The organism is Corallococcus macrosporus DSM 14697 (assembly GCF_002305895.1).
GTDB lineage: Bacteria > Myxococcota > Myxococcia > Myxococcales > Myxococcaceae > Myxococcus > Myxococcus macrosporus.
The window spans coordinates 5,048,225-5,071,293 of the sequence record NZ_CP022203.1; the positions used below are offsets into that span (position 1 = coordinate 5,048,225).

The 23,069-nt window shown below is 67.2% G+C and carries 14 protein-coding genes and 4 pseudogenes; 9 read left to right on the forward strand and 9 right to left on the reverse strand.

What is annotated here, in order from left to right; genetic code table 11:
* Window positions 1-66 precede the first annotated feature (66 nt).
* Together MYMAC_RS20380 and MYMAC_RS20385 are read left to right on the forward strand one after the other, a co-directional pair.
* Window positions 67-2,394, forward strand: a complete 2,328-nt coding sequence (locus MYMAC_RS20380) for a DUF1588 domain-containing protein (protein ID WP_095959286.1) — start codon at window positions 67-69, stop codon at window positions 2,392-2,394.
* A 5-nt stretch (window positions 2,395-2,399) separates the two neighbouring features.
* Complete coding sequence (locus MYMAC_RS20385) at window positions 2,400-3,797, forward strand: DUF1552 domain-containing protein (protein ID WP_095959287.1); 1,398 nt, start codon at window positions 2,400-2,402, stop codon at window positions 3,795-3,797.
* A 265-nt stretch (window positions 3,798-4,062) separates the two neighbouring features.
* Here MYMAC_RS20385 and MYMAC_RS20390 read toward each other — a convergent pair whose 3' ends face one another.
* Window positions 4,063-4,848, reverse strand: coding sequence for an ATP-binding protein (locus MYMAC_RS20390; RefSeq protein ID WP_239988917.1), 786 nt, complete (start codon window positions 4,846-4,848; stop codon window positions 4,063-4,065).
* A gap of 7 nt (window positions 4,849-4,855) precedes the next feature.
* Window positions 4,856-5,068 (reverse strand): annotated as a pseudogene (locus MYMAC_RS20395) (IS481 family transposase); the annotation flags it as partial.
* Between the two features lie 100 nt (window positions 5,069-5,168).
* Between MYMAC_RS20395 and MYMAC_RS20400 the strand changes: the two are divergent.
* Together MYMAC_RS20400 and MYMAC_RS20405 are read left to right on the forward strand one after the other, a co-directional pair.
* A complete protein-coding gene (locus MYMAC_RS20400) occupies window positions 5,169-5,723 on the forward strand; it encodes an IS630 family transposase (protein ID WP_239989625.1) in 555 nt (184 codons plus the stop codon).
* Window positions 5,639-6,157, forward strand: coding sequence for a transposase (locus tag MYMAC_RS20405; protein WP_157757504.1), 519 nt, complete (start codon window positions 5,639-5,641; stop codon window positions 6,155-6,157). The genes MYMAC_RS20400 and MYMAC_RS20405 overlap by 85 nt, the downstream gene beginning before the upstream one ends.
* Window positions 6,158-6,178: 21 nt before the next feature.
* Here MYMAC_RS20405 and MYMAC_RS38700 read toward each other — a convergent pair.
* Window positions 6,179-7,253 (reverse strand): annotated as a pseudogene (locus MYMAC_RS38700) (DDE-type integrase/transposase/recombinase); the annotation flags it as partial.
* A 687-nt stretch (window positions 7,254-7,940) separates the two neighbouring features.
* On the opposite strand from MYMAC_RS38700, the gene MYMAC_RS20430 reads away from it, so the two are divergent.
* The 3 genes and pseudogenes from MYMAC_RS20430 to MYMAC_RS20445 form a co-directional block, all read left to right on the forward strand.
* Window positions 7,941-8,795 carry a Hachiman antiphage defense system protein HamA gene (locus MYMAC_RS20430; protein ID WP_157757526.1) on the forward strand — a complete coding sequence of 285 codons (855 nt, stop codon included), beginning with the start codon at window positions 7,941-7,943 and terminating at the stop codon, window positions 8,793-8,795.
* A complete protein-coding gene (locus MYMAC_RS36925; protein WP_157757527.1) occupies window positions 8,796-11,834 on the forward strand; it encodes a DEAD/DEAH box helicase in 3,039 nt (1,012 codons plus the stop codon).
* A gap of 194 nt (window positions 11,835-12,028) precedes the next feature.
* A pseudogene (locus MYMAC_RS20445) lies at window positions 12,029-12,479 on the forward strand (IS66 family transposase); the annotation flags it as partial.
* A 194-nt stretch (window positions 12,480-12,673) separates the two neighbouring features.
* On the opposite strand, the pseudogene MYMAC_RS20450 reads toward MYMAC_RS20445, so the two are convergent.
* The 3 genes and pseudogenes from MYMAC_RS20450 to MYMAC_RS20460 all read right to left on the reverse strand — a co-directional run.
* A pseudogene (locus MYMAC_RS20450) lies at window positions 12,674-12,979 on the reverse strand (methyltransferase); the annotation flags it as partial.
* A 205-nt stretch (window positions 12,980-13,184) separates the two neighbouring features.
* On the reverse strand, window positions 13,185-14,330 hold the full coding sequence (locus MYMAC_RS20455) for a DUF1015 family protein (RefSeq protein ID WP_170114820.1): 1,146 nt from the start codon (window positions 14,328-14,330) through the stop codon (window positions 13,185-13,187).
* A gap of 68 nt (window positions 14,331-14,398) precedes the next feature.
* On the reverse strand, window positions 14,399-15,829 hold the full coding sequence (locus MYMAC_RS20460) for an MFS transporter (protein ID WP_239988918.1): 1,431 nt from the start codon (window positions 15,827-15,829) through the stop codon (window positions 14,399-14,401).
* Between the two features lie 160 nt (window positions 15,830-15,989).
* Here MYMAC_RS20460 and MYMAC_RS20465 point away from each other — a divergent pair, with 160 nt between their 5' ends.
* The gene (locus MYMAC_RS20465) at window positions 15,990-17,456 is read left to right on the forward strand and encodes a cryptochrome/DNA photolyase family protein (RefSeq protein ID WP_095959294.1); all 1,467 of its coding nucleotides are present in this window, start codon (window positions 15,990-15,992) and stop codon (window positions 17,454-17,456) included.
* 103 nt (window positions 17,457-17,559) lie between these two features.
* Window positions 17,560-17,880 (forward strand): polyhydroxyalkanoic acid system family protein, encoded by a 321-nt coding sequence (locus MYMAC_RS20470; RefSeq protein WP_043711461.1) that lies wholly within the window; start codon window positions 17,560-17,562, stop codon window positions 17,878-17,880.
* A gap of 27 nt (window positions 17,881-17,907) precedes the next feature.
* Here MYMAC_RS20470 and MYMAC_RS20475 read toward each other — a convergent pair whose 3' ends face one another.
* Genes MYMAC_RS20475 through MYMAC_RS20485 form a run of 3 tightly spaced genes read right to left on the reverse strand, consistent with a single transcriptional unit; the run spans window position 17,908 to window position 23,064 of the window.
* Entirely contained in the window at window positions 17,908-19,701 is a 1,794-nt protein-coding gene (locus MYMAC_RS20475) for a protein-glutamate O-methyltransferase (protein WP_095959295.1), read from the reverse strand.
* Complete coding sequence (locus MYMAC_RS20480) at window positions 19,695-20,699, reverse strand: chemotaxis protein CheB (RefSeq protein WP_043711463.1); 1,005 nt, start codon at window positions 20,697-20,699, stop codon at window positions 19,695-19,697. Before MYMAC_RS20480 ends, MYMAC_RS20475 begins: the two co-directional genes overlap by 7 nt.
* A gap of 37 nt (window positions 20,700-20,736) precedes the next feature.
* Entirely contained in the window at window positions 20,737-23,064 is a 2,328-nt protein-coding gene (locus tag MYMAC_RS20485) for a hybrid sensor histidine kinase/response regulator (protein WP_095959296.1), read from the reverse strand.
* Between the last annotated feature and the right edge of the window lie 5 nt (window positions 23,065-23,069).

Consider the following 23,069-nt stretch of genomic DNA (forward strand, 5'->3'; position numbering starts at 1 on the left):
TGAGGCTGAGCCCGACTTGCAGGGACTGCTTGCTATCCCACCTGCCGTCCATGCCAGTCTGACCGGATGAACCGCGTCCTACTGCTGGCCGGACTGCTGAGCCTCGCTGCGTGCAAGGGCTCCGTCGAGCCAAACACCGACACCGGAGGCCCCAACAACCCAGGGGGGCCCGGTGAGCCCGGGGGGAACCTGGGCGCCGCGTGCGTGGTGCAGTCGGTGCTCACCGAGCGCTGCGCCAGTTGTCACGGCGCGATGCCGACCCAGGGGGCGACGATGCCGCTGCGCACCCTGCACGACATGCGGGTGAGCTCCGCGATGGATGGGAGGCTCAGCAACGCCCAGCGCGCGCTCATCCGCATGCGCGACGACGCGTCTCCGATGCCGCCGGCCCCCCATGCGCGCGTGAGCGCAGCCGACCTCGCCGCGCTCGAGACCTGGATTGGCGAGGGGATGCCCCTCTGCGATGGCACGGGCGGCCCGGACGTGACGGTGGTGCCCGAGCCCAACCTGCTCGACCAGTCCGCGCTCTTCAGTTGCACCGAGGGCGTGCGCTCGGATGCGCCCACGCGCATCCGCCGCTTGAACCGGCGCGAGTTCACCCGCAACGTCGGTGGCTCGGTCGAGCGCAGTTGGACCGGGTTCAGCTTCTACGACAACCCGCTCGACCCCAGCGCCATCGAGCAGTACAGCTCCTGGGCCACGGACGAGACGCTGGACGAGGCCACGGTGGAGCTCTTCCTGCCGGTGGTCGGCGCGGCCGCCGCGCCCTGGACGATGAACTACCCGGACGGCAACCGGATGGAGCGTGTCTACACCGACAGACGCTTCCGCTGCATGTTCGACGACGCGAACCCGAGCGACGACTGCAAGCGCTTCCACCTTGGCCAGATGCTCGAGTTCGGCGTCTTCTTCCGCCCGCCCACCGAGGATGAGCTCACGCGCCTCACCGACTTCGCGACGGCGGTCATCGCGCAGGAGCCGAGCCACTCCCCGCAAACCCGCGCGGACTCTATCACGCGGATCTCCAACGCCGCGTGGATGATGACCGGCGCCATGTTCCGCCGCGAGATGGGCGGCGAGCCGGCCGACGGTCGCGTGGAGCTGACCAGCCTCGAGCTGGGCTCGCAGCTGGCCTACGCGCTGGCGGGGCGCGCGCCCTCGGCGACGCCGAGCTTCGTGTGGCCGCACTACTCCGCGCCCCTCGAGGGGCACCTGGCGGACGTGGCGACCGCCGCGAAGGATGGCTCGCTCAAGCAGGACGCGACGACCACCGCCCTGATCGAGAAGTACCTGGGCGGCGTCGACGCCAATGAGAACGGGACACCGCGCTTCGATCTGGTGCAGGACTACAACGAGGAGCAGCGCTCCAAGCGCGGGCAGTACTGGCTGGGTGACGGCGTCGCGGGCTTCTTCCGCGAGTGGCTCGGCTACGAGCACGTGGCCGGGGTGTTCAAGGAGTCCCCGGCGGCGACCTCGCGCTTCGAGCTCGAGGGGCTCGGCTACATCAGCGCGGTCTCGTACGACAACCTGCTCACCAACTTCCATCCGCTGGAGCCGACCTTCATCCAGCAGTTCGACGACCTGATCGCGCGGGTGGTCGTCGAGGACCGGGACGTGCTGGCGAACCTGCTCACCACGCGCACCTTCTACGTGCCCTCCATGCAGCACGCGGCGTACGACTCGCACAAGGGCCTCTCGCACCCCTACAACGTCAGCGAGATCCTCCCGGCGACCGTCGAGGGCCGATGGAAGACACTGCCCGCCACCGAGCGCGCGGGCGTGCTGACCCACCCGGTGTGGCTGGCCGCGCACGGCGGCAACTTCGAGGACGATCCATCCATCGTCCACCGCGGCAAGTGGGTGCGAGAGAACCTCCTGTGCGGCTTCGTCCCACCGCTCAGCAGCGTGCAGGTGGCGGCCCAGGTCGGCCCTCACGCCGCGGACAAGAACGCGCGCCGCCGCCTGCAGGAGGCGACGGCCGGAGCGCAGTGTCAGGGCTGTCACCGCCTGATGGAGCCGCTCGGCCTGCCCTTCGAGATCTACAACCACGCGGGCTTCCTGCGGGCGCGGGATCACTCGCCCGACGGAGGCTGGACCACGCCAGACGGGAGCTCGACGCTCACGTCGATGCCGGACCCCGGGCTGGACGGCCCGGTGCGCGACGCGGTGGAGTTGAGCGAGCGCCTGGCGGCCTCGCGGCACGTGAAACGCTGCTTCCTGCGACAGGCCTTCCGCTACTTCATGGGCCGCCCGGAGAACCCGAGCGACGCCTGTACGCTGACGCGGATGGAGCAGGCCTATGATCAGAACAACGGCTCGTTCTCCAAGATGCTGACCACGCTGATGACCAGTGACACCTGGAAGACGCGGCGCGTGCCGCAGGCTGGAGAGTGACTGTCATGTTCTCGCGACGAACCGTCCTGAAGGGCATGGCCGCCGGCCTCTTCGCGCCCTACTTCCACGACGTCTACGCCCAGCCGTCCGCGTTGCCGGCGCGCCTGGTGCTGGTCCTCGAGTGCAATGGCGTCTACCCCCGCGCGCTCCTGAGCACGGGCACCCGCGCGGCGCTGGGGGGGCGCGCCAACACCTCCGACCGCATCTTCTGGGACGCGTACAAGGACGCGCCGCTGGTGCGTGAGGGCGACGATCTCGCCAGCGCGATCAGCCTCGGGCCGCTGGCGGCGTCTTCCGGCAACATCGACCTGGTGAACCGCTCCGCCGTGCTGCTGGGGATCTCGAACCTCATCGCGGGCGGCGGGCACTCCAGCGGGACGGGCGGGCTGAGCTGCGCGGTGAACGGCGCGGGCGCGACCTTCGACGCGGTGATCGCACCTCGCCTGCGCCGGGGTGCCCCGTTCGACGTGCTGCGCCTGGGCACCAGCTCCGCGCGCGTGTCGATCGTGTACGAGACCTGCGCGCTCGGACCCCGCAAGCCCGCGGGCATCATCGTCAACCCGTCGCTCGCGTTCGACAGCACCTTCGGCTCGCTGCTCGGCGGCTCGACGAACGGGCGCGATCGCAAGATGCTCTTCGACTTCGCGCTGGCCGACTCGCGCAAGGCGCTGGCGGAGTTCAGCGGCAACTCCAACGAGCGGCTGAAACTGGAGCGCTACGTCTCCTCGCTCGAGTCGCTGCGCACGCGGGAGGATCAGCTCGAAGGCATGGCGGGCCGCGTGCGGCCCTACCTGCCCCTGGCGCCGCGGGACAACCCGCTCATCACCGGCGCGGGCTCACCGCCCGACTCGCTGAAGTGGTTCGAGGCGCAGTTCCAGATCGCCACGGCGTCCCTCCTGGGCGGGCTGACGAACACGGTGGTGCTGGCGACGGGGACCTCGGGCTTCGACGTGGCCTACGGCCCGGACGTGTCCGACGTCGCGCGGCACAGCCTGCAGCACGGCCTGGATGCGGGGCAGAACTGGGATCGCGTCGCCGAGGTCACCCGCCGTCACGTGCAACTGGTGGCGAACCTGGCGAGGACGCTGGCCGCCACGCCCGAGGTCGGCGCGAGCGGCTCGATGTTGGACCACACCGCGATCGTCTTCATGTCCGACAACGGAGAGCAGCACCACTCCACCTCGCGCGAGTGGCCGAAGCTCGTGGTGGGCGGCAACGCGCTGGGCCTGAAGACCGACGGGCGCACGGTCGTGTACCCGAAGTACGACGCGGCCCGGAACCGGCAGGTGTCGAACCTCTTCAACACGCTCGGCCACGCGTTCGGAGACGCGGACTTCAACACCTTCGGACAGGAGGGCAGCACGCGCATCGCGCCGGGACCGCTGAGCGAGCTGTATGGCTGAGCCGTGTGAGCGGGCTGGGGGGGCTCCACGTCATTGCTGGCAGGCATGTCTCGCTGGTGCCACTCCTGGGCCGGAGGTGTTCCCCTTCGTGTTGACGCGCACGTCTGCTGATGGACGAGCAAACCAGCTGGTTGATGAGCATCCGTCAGGAGCATGCGAGCCGTCAGGGGGCGTGATGCCCATCAAGCCCGGCTCCGGGACGCCACCAGGGTCGATGATGGCGTCCCGAGGCCGAATGGCTACGCGGTGAACTGCGCGCGCTCAATCACGCCGCAGGCGAGCTCGCCGTCGACGAGCTTGCGCTTGAGGCGGGCAGCGTCGCGCAGGCAGAGCTGGGCGAGGCGGTCGAGCTCGCGATGGGCGCCCTCGCTGGCCTCGTGGAGAAGCGCGACGGCGTCACAAGGGAACAGCTCGCGCTCGCATCCGGCCAGGCGCAGGCGGTGCCGCAGGTACTCGGCGGAGTCGTCGAGAGAGACTGGGGCGATGTGTACGCGCGTGTGCAGGCGCGACAGGAGCGGTTTGTGGAGGCTCGTCGACGGACGGGCCTCGAGTTCGGGGAGGCCGCCGAGGACGACAAAGAGCAGGGCCGGCTGCCCCAGTCATCGTTGAGCAGGATGTGGAGGTGGCCAAGCACGTCGGGGTGGAGCAGGTGCGCTTCGTCGAGGAGGAAGACGGGGTGGACGCGGCTGGTGGCGAGCTCGTGCACGTGTGTGGTGACGGCGTGGAACACGGCGGCCGCGGTGGCCTTCACCTGCAGCCCGAGCGCCAGGCACAGTTGCCGATAGAAGTCGCGGCGGCCGAGCGGCGCGGTGTGGCAGTACGTCAGTCGGAAGCGCTGCTTCGGGAGGCGATGGCGCAGGGCGAGCAGGACACATGTCTTGCCGACGCCGGGCTCGCCGGCGACGAGGACGGGCTGACGCGACTCGAGGGCGTCGACGACGTCGGTGACGACGGCCTCTTTCGAGGGAGGCAGCCAGAACTCGGCGTCGGGAATCTCCTTGGTGAAGGGCAGGTCGGCGAGGCCGAAGGCGGAGAGGAGTTGCTGGGACATGGTGGTGTCACTCCAAGTCGCGGGCGGTGGGGTCGAAGGGGACGAACGGGGCCGGCGGGAGGGGACTGCGTGCGCGGTGGGCGCGGGCATTGGCCTGCACGTCGAGCGGCTGCAGCTCGTAGCAGCGGCCGTCGTTCTCGACGCGGACAGAGGCGGGCAGCCCCTCGACGAGGCAGCTGGCGACATTCACCAGACGGCCGGCGAGAAAGCCGTGGCGCACCTAAACCGCCTCGACGAATCCCCTAAACCCCGGAACGGTTGTTCCAATGAAGGGGGTGGTGGTGATGGGGCAGCAGCCATTCAGGCTGACGCCCGAGCAGATGGAGGAGCGGCGATTGTTCGCCGCTTCACTGCTGAAATCGGGCTGGCGCCCAGTCGACGTAGCGGACGAGTGCGGTGTCACCCGGGGGGCGGTGTCTCAATGGTGCAAAGCCCTCGCACAGGGCGGTGTCAGGAAGCTGCGGCGCAAGCCGCATCAGGGGCGTCCCTCGCAGCTGAGCCCCTCGCAGTGGAAGCAAGTGGCCCGAGCGCTCAATGCCGGCGCTGTCAGGGCCGGCTTTCCCACGGAGCGGTGGACCCTTCCACGCATCGCACATCTCATCGAGCACCGCTGGGGCGTGCGGTACCACCCACGCTCCCTGACGAGGCCGCTGCATCGGCTCGGGTTCTCCGCGCACCGCCCTCGTTCCCAGGCCAGCGAGCGGGATGATGCGCTCATCGAAGCTTGGGTGCGAAGAGATTGGCCTCGAATAAAAAGGGGGCTCGAAGAAGCGGGAGGACAATTGCCTTCTTGGATGAGACGGGTCACACGTTTCGGGCCCGCCTGGGCACCACCTGGGCGCCGGTGGGACAAGTCCGAGTCCTCAAGCGTCTGAGCAGGCGCCGAGAGATTTCCAGCGTCGTGCTCCTGACGGCGCCGCGGGGGCGTGAACGCCCCAAGGTGTTCGCCCGCCACTTCGTCGGCGCTGTCCACGACAAGGAAGTCATCGCCGCATTGAGGTACTTCCATCGGCGCCTCGGACGTCCGCTCGTCATCATCTGGGACCGCCTTCAGGCGCACCGTTCCAAGGCGGTCAGGGCCTGGCTGCAACGCCACTCGAAGGACGTCCTCGTCGAGTGGCTGCCCCCGTACGCTCCTGACCTCAACCCAGAGGAGGGCTGCAATGGCGTGGTGAAGGAGGCATTGCTCAACGCAACGCCCCCTGCCATTTCGGACCTCATGCGCCTGGCGCGAAGGGAATTTCGGGCCCTACAGCATCGTCCCGACGTCCTTCGCTCCTTCTTCGAGCACGCTGGGCTGGATGTTTAGCGGACTCGTCGAGGCGGTTTAGAAGAGGCGGCCGGCGAGGCTGACGACGCCGTCGCGGGAGACGCGGCGGCACGCCCGCACGGTGAGCGCCTCGACCAACTGCGTCTCGGAGACGAGGCGCGTCTGGTGGGAAGCCCAGACGAGGCCTGGCGTGTCGCACATGAGCGAGGCGTGCGGCTGCGAGTGGTAGTGGCGGGTGAGGAAGGTGTCGAGGCGACGCTGGACTTCGGCGAGGCGCAGCGAGCGGTCCAGGTGGTCCAGACAGGCCTCGCGAAGTGTGCGCCAGAAGCGCTCCATCTTTCCGCGAGCCTGCTAGTCCTAGAGCCTGGCGTGCACGAGCGCGATGCCCAGGCGCGGGCAGGCGGTGGCGAGCGCCTTGCCGGAGTAGGTGGAGCCGTTGTCGAGGTAGAGCGTCTCCGGCCCGCCGTGCTGGTGCGCGGCGCGCACCAGCAGGCTGAGCATGTCATCCTCGCGCTCGGTGGAGCGCGCCTCGAGCGCGACGACGTAGCGGTTCCTGTCGTCGAGCAGTGCGTGAATGCGCGGCGGCGTCCACTTCGTGCCGCCGGTGAGCACCGGGCCATGGCAGACGTCGCCGTGCCACAGCGCGCCGGGGTACGCGGCCTCCCAGCGCCGGCGCTCGAGTCCCTCGCTCGTGCCGCGCAGCGAGACGCGGTCGAGCCCGCGCTCAGTGAGCAGCCTGCGTACGGTGGCGGCGCCCACCACGCCCTCGTGCACGCGGCCCTGGCGCACCAGCGTCGCGAGAATCAGCTCTGCGGACGCGCTCGCGCCGCACGTCGCAGACCAGTTGCTTCTCCTTCTCGTCGAGCGCCCTGGCGCGGCCCGCGTCCTTGCGCGGCTAGGGCCGCAGCGCGACGAGGCCGTGCTTGCGGAAGCGGTAGTACCACCGCTCCAGCGTCGGCACGCTGAAGTGCCGCGTGCGCTCGGCGCCGGGCGGACGGAACTTCTGCCGCGTCAGTTCCCTCAGCGCGCCGCGCAGCTCTCCGCGCGTCAACTGGCGGTGCACCACCGGGGCAATGACCTGGCTGCGGAAGATTGCAATCGCTTCACCGTGGTCCTTCGGGACGAGCTCGTCCATGGAGGTCTCCTTCCCGCCGCCGCGTCCATCGCGGGCCTGGCGGGAAGTGCACCCCTCGCATCCGTCTGGGCCGCTGGGAGCGTGCCCAACGCGGTGGGCGCGGATTCCCGAGCCACTTCGCGGTGATGGGCATCAGCTCACATGTCGGGCTCCGGCGAAGGCTTGATGCGCGAGCGGCGCGCTCCGCCACGCGAGCGGCGCGTGCTCGCAGAGCGCCTGCGCCGCTCGCGCTGTGACGGCCCGGGGCCCGTCCGCCACCGCGCCGAGGTGGAGCGCGCCGAACAGCTGCCGCGCCCGCAGCTGCCGCGCCCACCTAGTGAGCGACCGCCAGCCACGGGCGGCGTCCCCCTGGCGCCTCCAGTCGCTCGTCCGCTGTCGCACCTCGTCCGCGCCGAGGCCGCACAGGGCCCACAGCGCCAGTGCGAAGGCAATCGCCTCCCCACTGAAGCGCTTGCGTGGAGAGATGGACACGTAAGCGTCCGGCCAACGACGTGATGAGGGGCGGATGGCGAGCGGCGCGAACCCATCATGCAGCCGGCTCGAACTCGGGCCTCGTTCCCTCAGCCACCGTGCTCAGCAACAACTGTCCTCCGACAACTGGCATTCCAGCGCTTGTCCCAGTTAAACTGGACTTGCAGTCGTTCGCGACGTGCGCACGCCTGTGGATCGGAAACTCGCAGAGCATGGATGCAAGAAGGTATAGATCCAATGACCTTTCAAGCGGTTAAGCCCTTTTTGGGGGAACGGGTGTCACTCAAGCTTTCAGATGCCCGCTTGACGATTCTGCGTTCCGGGTGGCAGTGCACTTTGAGTGAAAGCCAGCAGGACCGATCTCTGGCCTATTCGGTAGCAGGCCAGATCCCTTACTATTATCGCTCGCCCAGCAAGATAGCTTTGGACTTTCAAGAACGACGCCATGCGTTGGAAATGGTGCTGGATCTAGCCACCAAGATCCCTAGGACACCAAAATTTCAGCGCAGTCATTTTGGCGAAATCCTATGTTCGGTCTATCTAGAGGAAGCATTCAGTCTTCGTCGGCTTTATGCCAAATTAAGCATGACCACGGCGGAAGATACGAACGTCCACAAAATGGACGCATTCTTTGTAAACACAAAAAAGAAACCATACGACTACATAGCGGTTGAGGCCAAAACCAGCATCAGACCAATGCCTGGGAGCAAATTCACCGGGCACAGACAAGGAATTTACAGGCAACTCATCCAATCTCTAGATGGCTATGGTGCATCGGACGGTCGATTTGACCTGGTGGCGATACGAGACAATCTTGAACGGGAATCTTTCACTAGCGATGAAGCAAAGCAGATCCGCCAAGATCTAGTACCTCCTGGGCCACCATCATTGAAAATTCTCGGGATGGCAGTTGTCAACACAAACAGCGTCATACCGCAGGATATTGACTATGTCTTGACCGCCTCCTGCAAGCAAACATTCGAATTCGAGGCATTGGTTGTAACGGATTTAGCATCCCTCGCAGGCCAAGCATACAAGAACGTGAAGCAGCACCTGGGAGGGAGGAAATAAATGTTCTCAGAAAAGGAACTCGCGGCATGCACTGAGACCGAATGGTTTCGCGAAGACTTCTCTCGACTTAGCTATTTCTTAACGAGTCTTCGCATCAAGGGGATGGCCGAAGACCAGCAATCGCCCAAGCCAGGACTTGGCCGATTGTCGAGGTTTTCGGAAGCCGTGTTGGCCAGTGCGGCTCAATGGCAACTAACAGAAAGCCGAATCGCATCGCGCCTGTGTACTCTTGCCGGCGACATTGAAATGGCCAGCGCAAAGTTGTCGCAACAGCAACAACGAGCAGTCGAAACGGCCCTTCATTACCTGAAGGCAGCTATTCTCTACGACCTGGGGCGACAGCCAGGCCCTGCGGCATCAGCTGGCATGAACGAGCATTTAGCTTTAGACATTCGCAACTACTTTGCTCGAGACAAAGAATCATGCTGGGGCACCATTGGAGCTTCCCGCCAACCAAATACATCACCACCCCCCGCAGAAATTGACGACGAATCAACACAGCCATCAATCATGATTCAAGCAGCCATAAGCGAGGTGATGCTCGCTTATGGCACTGCCCTGCAGGATCCGAGCCAAGACGCATTCATGCCGCTCTCGAATGCGCTCGCTTTCTTGCAGCAAGTCTCAACCTCTTTTTTCACAGGGCTTAATGGTGGTGACCTTGAATCACTGTCAAAGTCGCTCGAATTAAGGCGGGGAGCATCAACAGTCTTAACGCTTGAGGCTCGTTCAGCGCTCTCGCGGCCTGAACTGAAGGTACTTGGAATGCCTGTCGACTTGTGGCCTTCGCAGCAGGCCGCAATCAATGCAGGCGTGTTGAGCGATAGCATTCGCGGGTTTGGGCTGGCGGCACCGACTGGCACAGGCAAGACCGCCCTAATGAGAATTTTGTTAGCCGATTTCCTAAAAAGAAACGAGGGGGCTCGCGCGATATATGTAGCACCAAGTCGAGCTCTGGCTGCCCAAGTGACCAAAGACCTGCAAAATTGTCTTGGACCGATAGGGATCTCCGTTGCTGGCTTGGGTGCCAGCTTGACTATATTCGAGGCGGTGCCCACTGAACTCGATGCTGCTCGCGTCTTAGTGTTCACGCCTGAAAAAGCCGATCTGATTTTGCGGATCGGGAAGCCAGCGATCAAATCTATCGGGCTTGCAGTAATCGACGAGGCTCACCATATCGAGGATGGTACTCGTGGCATTCTCCTTGAGTTTTATCTCTGGCGATTGAAATCCATCCTTGGAAGTAAGTGCAGAGTCGTGCAGTTATCTGCAGTTACGCCGAACATCAAAGATCTGACCGGGTGGCTGGACCCAAGCGAAACGTCGGAAGCGATTACAGTTGAGTGGCGCGCTGCGCCACTTCGCATTGGGACATTTGAATGCCGAACGGATCGTAGTGGGATCTTGAATTTTGGCGAGTCTGAGATGCACCAAGTGCTCGCACCCGGGGAATGTCCAGAAGATCCAATCCAAGGCATAGCGGCACTGGCCAGCCGCCTAAGTAAAGCAGGGGTTGTTCTAGTTCTTGCGACAAGTCCAGGCAGATCTGAGGCTTTGGCTGATGAAATCTGCAAACTTCGCCAGGAACATATGCAGAGCGGAGTTTCTGCCGAGAGACTGGATGCCCGCCTAGAGCGCGAAATGCATGCGGATGTTCCGTTACGAAGTCATTTTCGCAAGCGGGTGGCCTACCATCACGCCAGGTTGCCTCCTCGGGTTCGGAGTGCAGTGGAAGCAGCAATCTCCGATCGGCTAGTTGACATTGTTTGTGCGACCACAACTTTGGCCGAGGGGGTTAACTTCCCATTCTCGACTGTTATCGTCGAATCGCTGGTTGCCGACAATTACGAGATAAGTCCCCGCGTTCTATGGAATATTGCTGGAAGGGCAGGCCGGTTCGGAGTTGATGCGGAGGGCTATTGCATCCTCTTTCGGCCGAGTGCTTGGAAACATCGACTTAGTGAATTTTCATTCGACCAGTACTTTCCAGAAAAGCTTCGCGACATGCCCCCTGTCCGCTCTGCGTTAGGTACTGCGATGAGCCAACTGCGGCAGGCGGTCAATAAGGGGGGGCTCAATCTTGAAAGCTTAAATCAAATTGACCTCTCCGCCTTATCAAAAGAAAGCACCGAGATTTCAGAAAGAGGCCTAAAGCGTATTAGAGGCCTCATCAACATGCTGCGGGTTGGCTATGTGCATGCAAAAGTTTCTGGAGCCATAAAACGCGAGGGCGATTGGGCCCAGCAACTTGAGCACGGAATGTTTGCCTCACAGGCAATGAATGAGGAGGATCGAGCTTTCTGTGGCACAGTCGCCAAACAGCAGCAAAAGTTGGTTGGTGCAACTCTCGAGCGGAATACTGAGCTTCTGCAGATAGCTGCACGAATCGGGTGGTCCTTGGAGTCACAATCGGAACTCATGAAATGGATTCGAAGCTGCAAGGATTTTCAGCTTAGGAATTTTGGCGTCATCGTCGTCGGAGGACAAATCAAAAATCCTAGCAAGTTGGGGTACCTGCTCGGGCCAGCGTCTAAGCACATGGCTGAGTTTGAGGGGGATAAATTAGGCGGCATGACGGCATTTATTTCTTCTACTTGGCTTGAAGGCTTGCCATTAACGATTATTCGGGATCGTCAAGACAAGGAGAAAAGTTGGAGTCGCCTGATTAAAATCATTTATGCGCGCGTCATTTACCTGCTGCCTTGGGCTTTGTTTGGCATCGATGAACTGGTGCAGTATGAAGCACGAACTAGAGGCGCCAAGGTTGGTAGTGGGATCAGGGATCTTTCAGTATTGGCGTCTGAGGGCGTCCCAAGTTTCGATGCACTTCGATTGGTGCTTGAGTTAGATATAGAGCGCGTTGATGCGACTCGTTTGGCAGCCCAGTATCAGCGGGGGCGTAAGAAAACCGATGTGCTCGGCTGGCTTCGGAGGCAACAATGGCGCGACATAGTTTCGATAGTCCGCGAGCCTGATGGTCGGCGTCTAGATCCAGATCTGCGATCTGTTTACGAGAGACTTCAGGCAAGTTCTGATTAGGTGACTAATTTCACCTGAACAGTTGTCTCAAAGTCATGCGGCGTGACCTCCTCCTGCACTTGGCAGGAGCGCAGGGAAATGGCTGCATTATCGTGAGGCTGTACCCGCCATGGTAATCGGCACGACCCGCTGGCGGCGCCAGTTCGCTAGATCGTTTAAGGAGGAACACGGGGGCAGCACCGAGCGTGGTGCGCACGGCCGCCCACCGCGAAATGCGTCAACTGCACAGCGCCCCGGTCCTCGCCAAGCTGCATGCCTGGCTGGACGCCCAGGCACCGCATCACCCGCCCAAGAGTCCACTGGGCCAGGCCATCTCCTACGCCCTCAAGCAGTGGGAAGCCCTCACACGCTTCGTGGAGAATGAGCGCCTGCCTCTCGACAACAATCGCTCGGAGGCGGCGCTGAGAAAGGCGGCCCTGGGCCGCAAAAACTTTCTCTTCGTCGGCCACGAGGCCGCGGGAGAGAACCTCGCCGGCATCTACGCGCTGGTGGCCACCTGCGAGGCCAACCAAATCAATCCCGAGGCGTATCTGGCCGACGTGCTGCTGCGTGTGCAGGCGCCCCAACCCGCGCATCGGTGAGCTGCTACCCACGAGTGGGTGCGACGACGCGCCGCCGAACTGGCCCAGTCCCCCCGCCAGCCCAGTCCCTGAACACCCTCGCGGCGCTCGCCGAGCACGGTCCTCGTCCGTCGTTAAACTTCCCGGCACGACGTCCACCGGACGGTTACGATGAAGCCGCAACACAGACGTCAGCTCACCAAATCGTGACGCCGGGTACACCATGAACAGCGTGCCTCGCGGCACCAGCAGGTGGTCCGCCGCGCGCACCACATCCTGGAGTTCACACGCCAGTTCATGCCGAGCAACCGCCTTCTCCATGGACACGCTGCTGCGCCCCGCAGCCCGCGCCCGGTACGGTGGATTGCACAGCACATGCGCGAAGCCGCCCGCAGCGAACTGTGCCCCTACCCTGCGCAGGTTCCCCTGCACCAGCGACACCTCGCGCTCACAGCGGTTGAGGTACACGTTCCGCTCGGCCTGGGAGAACAGACGCCGCTGAAGCTCCAGCGCAGTGATGTCCTTGCGCCCCAGCTTGCGCGCGAGCACCAGGGGGATGGTTCCGCAGCCCGTGTCCAAATCCATCAACCGCCCCCGCTGCGCCCTCGTCCATGGCGAAGTGCGCCAGCAACAGCGGGTCCAACGTGAAGCGGTACCCCTGACGGCGTTGCAGCACCTGCACCCCGCCGCCACAGAATCCAGCGTCTCCCCGGACCCCGGCCGGATTTCGAGCGGAACACGCCGGAGAAGGTCCTCCGGCGGGCTTTGGCTCAGGATCCACACACCAAGGTCAGGCTTCCCGGTCCAGGTAGAGAAGCCCCGCCGGCGGCAGCGGCTCAACCCGCAGCGTGCTGGGGGGCAACGTCGCCTGCGCCTCCATGACCGCGCGAACCTCCCACAGCGGGGGCGGGTTGAGCGCGAAGCCCGCTTGGAACATCCCGGACTCCACGCCCTGCACCAGCGACTCCAGGCCCTGCACCGGGTACACCTGCGAGTGCCCCGGCGCCTCCGGGTCCTTGATGCCCAGCACCGTCCGCAGCACCAGCGCGTTGAGCAGCGCCAGGTCCAGGCTCCGCAGCGTGGGATTGCGCGGCGCACCCTTCAGGTGCGCCAGGTCCAGCCCCTGACGGAACCGCAGGATGCGGCCTCGCCCACCCGGCAGCACCAGCAGCACCGCGTGGTGCCCGGTGATGAGCGTGGCCAGCCGCTCCCGCGCCACCGCCAGGCCTCGCGGCGTGTTCAGCGGCTCGTCCAACTCGTAGACGCGCGCATACGCCGTCACCAGCGTGAGGAACGTCTCCTCCTTGAAGGTGTCCACGCCCTTGAGTGCCCGGTGGATGGGCAGCAGCTCCAACCCCGGGTCAGACAGCGGCACCACGGCCGCCAGCGTCGGCCCGCGTTCATCCAGCGCCGCCAGCGGGCGCATGGGCGCCTCATCCAGCACGGCCTGGAGCCGCTTCGACACGGGCGAAGGCTCGATGCGCCGCAGCGACAGCGTGTTCGGGCCGTACCTGCCCTCCCACACGACGATGGCGCGCTCCGAGGCCTCCGCGAGCAGCCCACGCAGCACCCCGTGGTCATCCGCCGTGAGCGTGACGGCGGGCTCCGCCTCCCAGGCCCGAGGCCGGTATGGGTCGTGCTCCAACGAAGCGCCCGCATCCGGGTTCAGGGCACACAGCAGGAAGCGCACCGGCGGGCCGCCGAGCTTCCCGGCGGGGCCCTGCACCTCCACCAGGTACATCGCGGGCCGGGTGTCCCGCAGCAGCGCGCCCGACTCCCTCAGACGGCGCAGCTCCGCGGTGGGGTTGGCCGCCTCCAGCAGCGGCCGGACGTGGGACGGCTGGGGCACCGCGTTGCCACGCGGCACGTAGCCGCTGGGCTCCAGCGAGGAGTCCAGCGAGGCAAGGAGGGCCGAGAATGGATTGACGCGCGCCATGTCGGGGGGAAGGTGGTGCCTCCTGCCCCGCCGTGCCATGGCGCTCGCCAGGTTGCTTCAGGCCGCGTCTACCACCAGACGTTCGTGTACGGCCGTTCCTTCTCCGAGCGGCCGACCATCTTCACGGCCGAACGGTCCACGCTCTCCTCCCACAGCAGGCTCACCGTGGTGATGGCGCCCGCCGAGCCCAGGAAGGACAGGACGTACGGCGTGGACTGGTCGAAACCACCCAGCACCAGACCGGAGATGAGCAGCACCACCGCGCCCACGCCGCTGCCGAAGATGTTCGCTCGGACGATTTGGGACGGCGTCGGGTTGTAGCGCATGGTGGCCAGCGCCAGCGCGCCCGCGCCGATGCCCGGCGCCAGGAGCAGCGTGTCCCGCCACGTCTTGCCGGACACGGGCGTCCCGGAGAAGTGGATGATGGCCAGCAGCAACGCCGCATAGGCCGCGCCCCAGCCCGCACCGGAGGAGATCAACAGGCCGTCATTGAGCGGGAGCTGCCCTCCGCCAATGCCCGCGGTGAGCCACGCACCCAGCTCCGCGCCCAGGAAGGCGGACCACGTCAGGATGCCCGCGTCCTGCGTGAAGAGGTCCATCAGGCCCGCGGTGAACATGCCGCCCACCACCGAGTTGGCGATGCCGAAGGTCGCCATGGGCCGGTCCACCCAGTTGTTGAACTGCCACCACGACGAGGCACCGAAGCCCAGGCCCGCGCCGATGAGCGTGCCCGCCAGCATCGCCTCACGCGAGCTCTTGTCGAAGTTGAAGTCGCTGGCGAACGCCTGCGTGAAGAAGCCACCCAGCGCGCCCAGCGCCGTGTGGTGCACGATGAAGCTGAAGCTGCCCGGGCCCGACAGGAACGGTCCCTGGCGCGGCCGGCCGTCCAGCATCACGCCCGTGTCCTCCACCGGAGGCACGCCCCGCTTCGCCATGGCCTGGTCGTCTGGCGTCAGCGGCGACTGCGGCTTCGTCCGCAGCGAGTCCGGATCCGGGGGCAGCGTGGGCGCGTCGCTCACGGCCGGCTCCTGGGCATCCGGCGAAGGGTAGGCATCCTGCGCGGGGGGATAGCCCGGCTGCGTCTGCGGCTGCGCGTACGGGTCCACGGGCTGCTGGGACGACGGTTGCCCATACGGGTCCGCCGGTTGCGCCGACGACGGCGGCTGCGCATACGGGTCCGCGGACGGCTGGGACTGCGGCTGCCCGTACGAATCCACGGGCTGCTGCGCTGGCGGCTGCCCATACGAATCCACGGGCTGCTGCGGCTGCGGTTGCGCGGACGACGGCGGTTGCGCATACGGGTCCGCGGGCGGCTGCGGCTCCGCTTGGCGATACGTGGGCTGCGGCGGGGCCGCGTAACCCGCGGGGGCAGGCGGCGGCTGCGAATACCCGGGGGATGGATAGGTTCCGCCCGCCTGCGCCTTCGCGGGCTCCGGAAGGACCAGCGCGAGAGCGAGGGCGGTGATGGGGAGACAGCTCCAGGTTCTCAGTGATGACACGCAAGGACTCCTTCGGTCCGGCCGGGCGGCAGAAAACCACAACCTGTCCCCGGGTGCCGGAAATTGGAGCGCCACCCGACCTTCCGTGTCCCCTCGTTCACAGCCACGCACTCCTTTTCTTCCGCGACGCGAACTCGGCTCGCGTATCAACTGAGGCCCCATGCCTGAAGGCTTCTCGTGGTCCGAACTCGGCGTCGACTCGGCGCGTGTCCAGGTGGTGAAGGACCTCCCCCTGCCCTCCGGCCGCCGCGACTTCGTCCTCTATTGGTGCATGGTCAACCATCGCGCCGAACAGAACCACGCGCTGGACGCCGCCATCGGCCTGGGCAACCACCTGGGCCTGCCCGTCGTCGTCTACCAGGCCATCCGTCCGGACTACCCCTACGCGTCGGACCGGCTCCACGCCTGGGCCCTGGAGGGGATGATGGACATGGCCGCCGGCTGCGCCGCGCGCGGGCTGCTCTACTGGCTGGAGCTGCCCCGCACCGCGAAGGAGCACCAGCCCCGGCTCGCCTGGCTCGGCCGCCGCGCCGCCGCCGTCGTGTCGGACCTGTTCCCCACCTTCATCATCCCGGGCCACCTGCGCGGCGCCGCCAGGGCCCTGGACGTTCCGCTGTTCGCCGTGGATGCCTCGTGCGTGGTGCCCATGCAGCGCATCGCCACGCGGCAGGTTGGCGCGTACACCCTGCGTCCCAAGCTGAAGAAGCTGTGGCCGGAGTACCTGGAGCGCGCCGTGCCCCACCGCGCGGTCAAGGCCGCGGCGGCCGGGCGCAAGCTGGAGCCCGGCTTCGCCACGGCTGACGCGCGCGAGGCCCGCGAGTCCCTGGCCACCTTCGACCTCGACCACGGCGTGGCGCCCATCCAGGAGCGAGGTGGCCGCAAGGCCGGCCTCCAGGCCCTGCGCGCCTTCGTCCAGCAGCGCCTGGAGGGATACGACACCGGCCGGAATGACCCGGGGCTCCAGCAGTCCTCCGGCCTGTCCCCCTACTTCCACTGGGGCAACCTCTTCCCCGGCGAGGCCGCGCGCGCCGCCATCCAGGCCCGCGGCGCCAACGACGCGTCCGTCCAGGGCTTCATCGAGGAGCTGCTCGTCCGCCGCGAGCTGGGCTTCAACTACTGCTTCCACACGCCCGAGAAGCAGCAGCTCTCCGTGAGCTCCCTGCCGGCGTGGGCACGAGACACCCTCACCCGGCACCAGCAGGACGCGCGTGAGCACCGCTACTCCCTGAAGCAGTTGGAGACGGCGCGCACCGCGGACGGCCTGTGGAACGCGGCCCAGCGCGAGCTGGTGGAGCGCGGCCGCATCCACAACTACCTGCGCATGCTGTGGGGGAAGAAGCTCCTGGAGTGGAGCCCGTCTCCCAAGGTGGCGCTGCAACGCATCGCGTTCCTCAATGACAAGTACGCGGTGGACGGCAGGGACCCCGCGAGCGTCGCCAACTTCATGTGGGTGCTGGGACTGCACGACCGCCCCTTCCAGGAGCGGAAGGTGCTGGGCAAGGTGCGGCCCATGAGCTCCGCGCGCACGGCGGCCAAGTACAACCTGGCGCCCTACCTGGAGCGCTGGGGCCGCCCGGAGGACCCACCGGTGAAGCTCAAGCGCGTCCGCAAGACGGCAGGCCCGTGAGCAAGCCTGTTGACATCCGCGCCCCCAAAAGTGACACGGCGGTTCCATTCCCGCCCGGGCGCGGCTAAACGCTCGGAGCGGGACACCGAGATTGGAGCCAGCCATGGGTATGATGAAATTCGATATCCCCCACTCCCTCCCCAAGGAGGAGGTCAAGCAGCGCGTCGATCAATTGCTCCAGTACTGGGGCGGCAAGTACGGCGTGAAGGCGGACTGGCAGGGGGAAGGCGCGAAAATCGTCGGCAAGGTGATGGGCATCCAGATGGACGCCTCGTTTGTCATCACCGACAAGGCCGTCGAGGGTGAAGGCACCGACCCGGGCATGCTCCTGCGCGGCCAGGCCAAGAGCTACCTGCAGAAGAAGTTCAGCGCCGTGCTGGACCCGAACAAGAGCCTGGACCAGGTGAAGAGCAGCCTGGACTGAAGCGCGGCGCCGGGCGCGGCCCCTGCCTCAGCGCAGGGGCTGCTCCTCCAGCGCGGCCAGCGCATACCGCGCCGCGCGAGAGATGGCCTCCGCCGAGTCCGGCATCTCCGGGTAGTGCCCCGCCAGCGGACGCTGCGGGAAGCGAAGCTGGGCAATGGCGTTGCGGTAGCTGCGCCGCGCCGCCTCGTGGTCCTGCGTCCGCTCGTGCACCTGGGCCAGCAGGTAGTGGCCAATGGCCAGCGTGGGCTCCAGGAACAGGGCCTTGGCCAGCTCTCCGCGCGCCTCGCCCAGCTCCCCCGCCTGCAGCGCGGCGACCCCACCGAACACCCGCGCCTCCACGCACAGCGGCTCGCGCTGGATCGCCTGCGCGAAGGCCTCGCGCGCCTCGGGGATGCGGCCGGTGAGCGAGAACAGGTTGCCCAGCGTCAGCAGCCCGTCCAAGTCACTGGGCTCGTCCGCGAGCAGCCGCTGCACGCCCGCGATGGCCGCGGAGAAGTCCCCCTGCGTCATCTTCCGCACCGCCATGGCCAGCCGCTCCGCGGGAGGCAGCAGCGTGGGCCACGCGGGCACGTCCACGCTGGAGGCGCGCGGCGGGGTGGCCACGGCCGGCAGCTCGGTGGTGATGCGCGGCCGCGCGGGCTCCGGGCTCCCCACCGAGGGCAGCTCCGAGGTGATGCGCGAACGCGCGGCGCTGGCCGTCGGCGAGGCGATGGCGGGCAGCGGCGAGTGCGGTGACACCGCGGGCAGGCGGCCCGGCACCACCGAGCGCGGGCCCGTGGAGGCTCCCACGGCCGGCAACGTCACGCTGGGCGCGCTGGAGGCCGCCGTGGGCTGCACCGCGGGCAGGCGCGTCGTCAGGGGCACCTCCGGCGGCTGCATCCGCTTGCGCAGGTCCGAGGCGAACGGCTCCACGGGCACGGGCTTGCGGGCGGCGACGTCCGGCTCGCCCGGGTACGGGGTGATGCGCAGCGGCGGCGCCCGGCCCACCTTGTCGCTGAGCGGGCGGCGGTACACGAAGGCCCCTTCCACTTCGATCATCTCGAAGCGGTCGTAGACCTTGAACAGGCTCTCCGAATAGCCCAGGAACAGCAGCCCGCCGGGCCGCAGCGCGGCGAGGAAGCGGTCCATCAACCCGCGGATGGTGGGCAGGTCGAAGTAGATGATGACGTTGCGGCAGAGGATGAGGTCCAGCGACGCCAGCCCCACCTTGTCGAACACGGGGACGGCCAGGTTCTGCCCGTCGAAGCGGATGTACTCACGCAGCGCGGGCAGCGCCTCGTAGCCCTCCTCCACCGGCTTGAAGAAGCGCGTCAGCCGCTCCTGGTTGATGCTGATGGCCCGGCGCGACGTGAAGCGCCCCTGCCGCGCGGCCTCCACCGCCGCCAGGTTGAGGTCGGTGGCCCACAGGTCCACCTCCAGCGACAGCGCGCCCAGCTCCGCCAGCACCATGGCCAGGCTGTAGGGCTCCTCGCCCGTCGCGCAGCCCGCGGACCAGATGGACACCTTGCGCATCTCCCGCCGCGAGCGCGACACCAGCTCCGGCAGCACGCTCTTCTCCAGCGCGCGGAACTGCTTGGCGTCACGGAAGAACTCGGTGTGCCCCACCGTGACGAGCGGCAGGAGCGAGCGCAGCTCCTCCTCGCCTCCGGGCCCCGTCAGGCGCTGGAGGTAGTGCTCGGGCTCGTCCAGGCCCAGCACGGGCATGCGCGCGGACAACGCCAGCCGGAGGCTGTGGAAGCCGTCCGGCGTGATTTTCAGCCCCGCGCGCTCCAGGAGCAGCGCGGCCAGTTGCTGCAGGACTTTCTGGCTCGCCGTCAGCACACTTCCACCCACTGCATCAGCGCCGCGCCAATCCGGCTCAACGGCAGCACCTCGTGCGCCGCACCCATCAGCACGGCCTCTCGCGGCATGCCCCAGACGACGCTGGACGCCTCGTCCTGGGCAATGGTCCGACCACCGCGCTCTCGTATCTCTTTCAATCCTCGCGCGCCGTCGCGCCCCATGCCCGTCAGGATGACCCCGATGCAGCGCGAGCCGAACGACTCGCCCGCGGAAGTGAGCAGCATGTCACAGGACGGTCGGAAACCGCGAAGCGCCGGGCCGGAGTCCAGCTCCAACCTGCCCTCCGGTCTGACCAACAGGTGACTGCCAGACGGAGCGATGTACACCGTGCCCGGCTCCATGAGCACGTCATGTTCCGCCTCGAGCACGCGGAGCGCCGTCTCGTTGGCCAGCCAGTGCGCCAGCCCCTCCGTGAAGCCGTCGCTGATGTGCTGGCAGTAGGCGATGGGCGCGGGGAAGGCGCGCGGAATCATCCGCAGCACCTGCGCCACGGCCTTGGGGCCGCCCAACGACGCCGCGATGGCCACCAGCGGATACGGCGGAGGCGGCTTCGCCTCGCGCGGCGCCTGTGTCGCCGGCCGCGTCTGCACCTGCCGCACGGCCTTCACCTGCGCCAGCATCACCAGCTTGCGCGACACGCTCGCCCAGAAGTCGGCCCCCGGCGTCGCGGGGCGCTCCAGCACGTCCAGCGCGCCCATCACCATCGCCTGGAAGGCGTCCTGGCCGGACAGGGCGCCGGGATGCAGCGCCAGCACCGGCACCGGGCGCTCGACCATGACCTGCTCGATGGCCACCAGCGCGTCCCGCGACGTCAGGTCCACCAGCACCACGTCCGGGAAGTGCCGCTGCACGGCCACCAGGGCGCCGGCGAACTCCACCTCCGCCGGCCCCACGGGCACCAGGGACTCCCCATCGAACAGGCCCCGGGCCGCGAGCGCACGCAGCCCCTTGCCCACCATGAGCACACGAAACGCCATTCCCGCGACTGCCGCGCCACCGCCCAAGCCACGCTCCTCAGGTCAGCCGGTCGATGGCCTGCGCGAGTACCTCCACGCCCAGCTCGCCCTTGACGAGGTACGCGTCCGCGCCCGCGTCCAACCCGCGCCGCTTGTCCTCGGGTGAGGCGAGCGACGACAGGATGATGACTGGAATCCGGGCCACCGCGGGCGTCGACTTGAGCCGCCGCGCCAGCGAGAACCCGTCCAGCTTGGGCATCTGCACGTCCGTGAGGATGAGGTCGTACGTGTTGTTCTGCACCTTCACGTAGGCCTCTTCGCCGTCCTGGGCCTCCTCCACCGAGTGCCCCAGCGCCTTCACCAGCGCCCCTTCCGTGGCGCGGGCGATGGGCGAGTCGTCCACCAGCAGCACCCGGAGGCGCTTGGCGGCCGGAGCCTGGGTGACGGGGCGGGCCATGCGGCGCACCTCCGCCATGATGTCCGGGACGTGCAGCAGCACGGCGATGCGGCCGTCCTCCAGCGCCGCGGTGCCGGCGATGAAGGGCGCGCCCTTGAGGAACTCGCCGCCGCAGGGCTTCACGGCGACCTCGCGCTCGTCCACGAAGCCGTCCACCACCAGGGCCGCGTGGTCCTCGCCGTGACGCACCACCACGGCGGGCGGCTTGTCGAAGCGGTTGCCGCCGTTGAGGCCCAACAGCGGCCCCAGGGCCACCAGCGCCGTGGGCTTGCCCCGGTGCCGCACCGCCAGCGTGCCGAAGATTTCGAGCCGGTCATCCGGCTTGACGCGCATCACCGCTTCCACGTCCGCGGCGGGCATGCCGTAGACGTCATCGCCCAGGCGCACCAGCAGCACCTTCATCAACGCCAGCGACTGGGGCAGGCGCAGGGTGATGGTGGAGCCACGGCCAATGCGGCTGCTCACGCCCACGGAGCCGCCCAGCGTCTCCACCTTGCGCTTCACCACGTCCATGCCCACGCCGCGGCCGGACAGCTCGCTGACCTGGTCGCGGGTGGAGAAGCCGGGGCGGAACATGAGCTCGATGGCCTCGCGCTCCGACAGCGCCGCGGCCTGCACCGCGGTGATGAGGCGCTTGGCGACGGCGGCCTGGCGCAGCCGCTCCGGGTCGATGCCGCGGCCGTCGTCCTCCACCTCGATGTGGAGCATGTCGCCGTCCACGCGCACGCGGATGCGGATGCGGCCGTTGAGCGGCTTGCCCAGCTGCTGGCGCGTGTCCGGGGACTCCACGCCGTGGTCCACCGAGTTGCGCAGCAGGTGCACCAGCGCGTCGCGCACGTCGCCCAGCATGGACCGGTCCACGCCGATGTCGGCGTTCTCGATGACCAGGTCCACTTCCTTGCCCTGCGTGCGCGACATCTCCCGCACCGCGCGCGGGAAGGCGTCGAACACGGTGGACAGCGGCACCAGCCGGGCCTCGGCCACGTGGTCCGCCATCTTCGCCAGGTTGCCGTGCAGCGTGTTGATGCCGTCGTCGTTGCGGCGCACGAAGCGGAACGCGTCGTCGCGCAGCATGTGGAGGTCGCTCTCCACGCGGTCCAGCTGCTCACGGACCTCGACCGGGATGTCGAACACCTCCTCCGCCAGCCGGAGGAAGCGGTCCCCCAGGCGGCTGAAGCGCTCGAACAGCGCCTCCGTCTCCGAGCTGCGCAGCCGGCCGCGGGCGCTCTCCACCAGCAGGTCGCCCGCGAGCAACCCCAGCGAGTCGAGCACCTCCACGTTGACGCGGATGGTCCGGTCCGCCACCGCGGACTTCGCGGCGCTGGGGGCCTCCTCGTCACGGCCATGGGCCGCGGGCGGGTGATGCGCCCCTGCCGCCGGCTGCGCGGGCACGGCGGCGTTCCCCACCGGCGCGGCCACGGGGGCCTGCGGCGGAGGCGCGGCCACCGGAGCCTGCACCGGCGCGGGAGGCGCGGCCACGGCCACCGGCGCCGCGACAGGGGCCGGCGGCGCGGCGGGACGGGCGCCCGCGATGGCGGGCGGCGTCTGGCCGGAGACCTCCGCGAGCATGCGGACCATCTCCTCGCTGGCCGGGTTGCCCGTGTTCGCGCCGGACAAATCCTCGTTCAGGTCGGAGAGGACGTCGCACGCCCTGAGCAGGACGTCGGTGGCCACCTCCGTGGCCGTCTTGCCCTCGCGCTCCGCGCGCAGGACGTCCTCGGCGGCGTGCGCGAGCTGCCCGATGGCGGCCAGGCCCAACATGCGGGCCTCGCCCTTCATCGTGTGCAGCTCGCGCGCGACGTCCTCCGCGGCCTGGTCCGCGGTCTCCTTCTCCAGGTCCAGTACCCCCAGTTGAATCTTCTGGAGGCGGTCGGCGGTGACCTCCTGGAACTTCTTCAGGAGGGATTTCTTGAGAGCCTCGGTGTCCATGGCCG

Excerpts from the sequence above, each read along its gene's own strand:
- MYMAC_RS20380 (WP_095959286.1), top strand. The coding sequence starts at position 67 with ATGAACCGCGTCCTACTGCTGGCCGGACTGCTGAGCCTCGCTGCGTGC.
- MYMAC_RS20385 (WP_095959287.1), top strand. The coding sequence starts at position 2,400 with ATGTTCTCGCGACGAACCGTCCTGAAGGGCATGGCCGCCGGCCTCTTC.
- MYMAC_RS20390 (WP_239988917.1), bottom strand. The coding sequence starts at position 4,848 with ATGTCCCAGCAACTCCTCTCCGCCTTCGGCCTCGCCGACCTGCCCTTC.
- MYMAC_RS20400 (WP_239989625.1), top strand. The coding sequence starts at position 5,169 with ATGGAGGAGCGGCGATTGTTCGCCGCTTCACTGCTGAAATCGGGCTGG.
- MYMAC_RS20430 (WP_157757526.1), top strand. The coding sequence starts at position 7,941 with ATGCAAGAAGGTATAGATCCAATGACCTTTCAAGCGGTTAAGCCCTTT.
- MYMAC_RS36925 (WP_157757527.1), top strand. The coding sequence starts at position 8,796 with ATGTTCTCAGAAAAGGAACTCGCGGCATGCACTGAGACCGAATGGTTT.
- MYMAC_RS20455 (WP_170114820.1), bottom strand. The coding sequence starts at position 14,330 with ATGGCGCGCGTCAATCCATTCTCGGCCCTCCTTGCCTCGCTGGACTCC.
- MYMAC_RS20465 (WP_095959294.1), top strand. The coding sequence starts at position 15,990 with ATGCCTGAAGGCTTCTCGTGGTCCGAACTCGGCGTCGACTCGGCGCGT.
- MYMAC_RS20470 (WP_043711461.1), top strand. The coding sequence starts at position 17,560 with ATGGGTATGATGAAATTCGATATCCCCCACTCCCTCCCCAAGGAGGAG.
- MYMAC_RS20480 (WP_043711463.1), bottom strand. The coding sequence starts at position 20,699 with ATGGCGTTTCGTGTGCTCATGGTGGGCAAGGGGCTGCGTGCGCTCGCG.
- MYMAC_RS20485 (WP_095959296.1), bottom strand. The coding sequence starts at position 23,064 with ATGGACACCGAGGCTCTCAAGAAATCCCTCCTGAAGAAGTTCCAGGAG.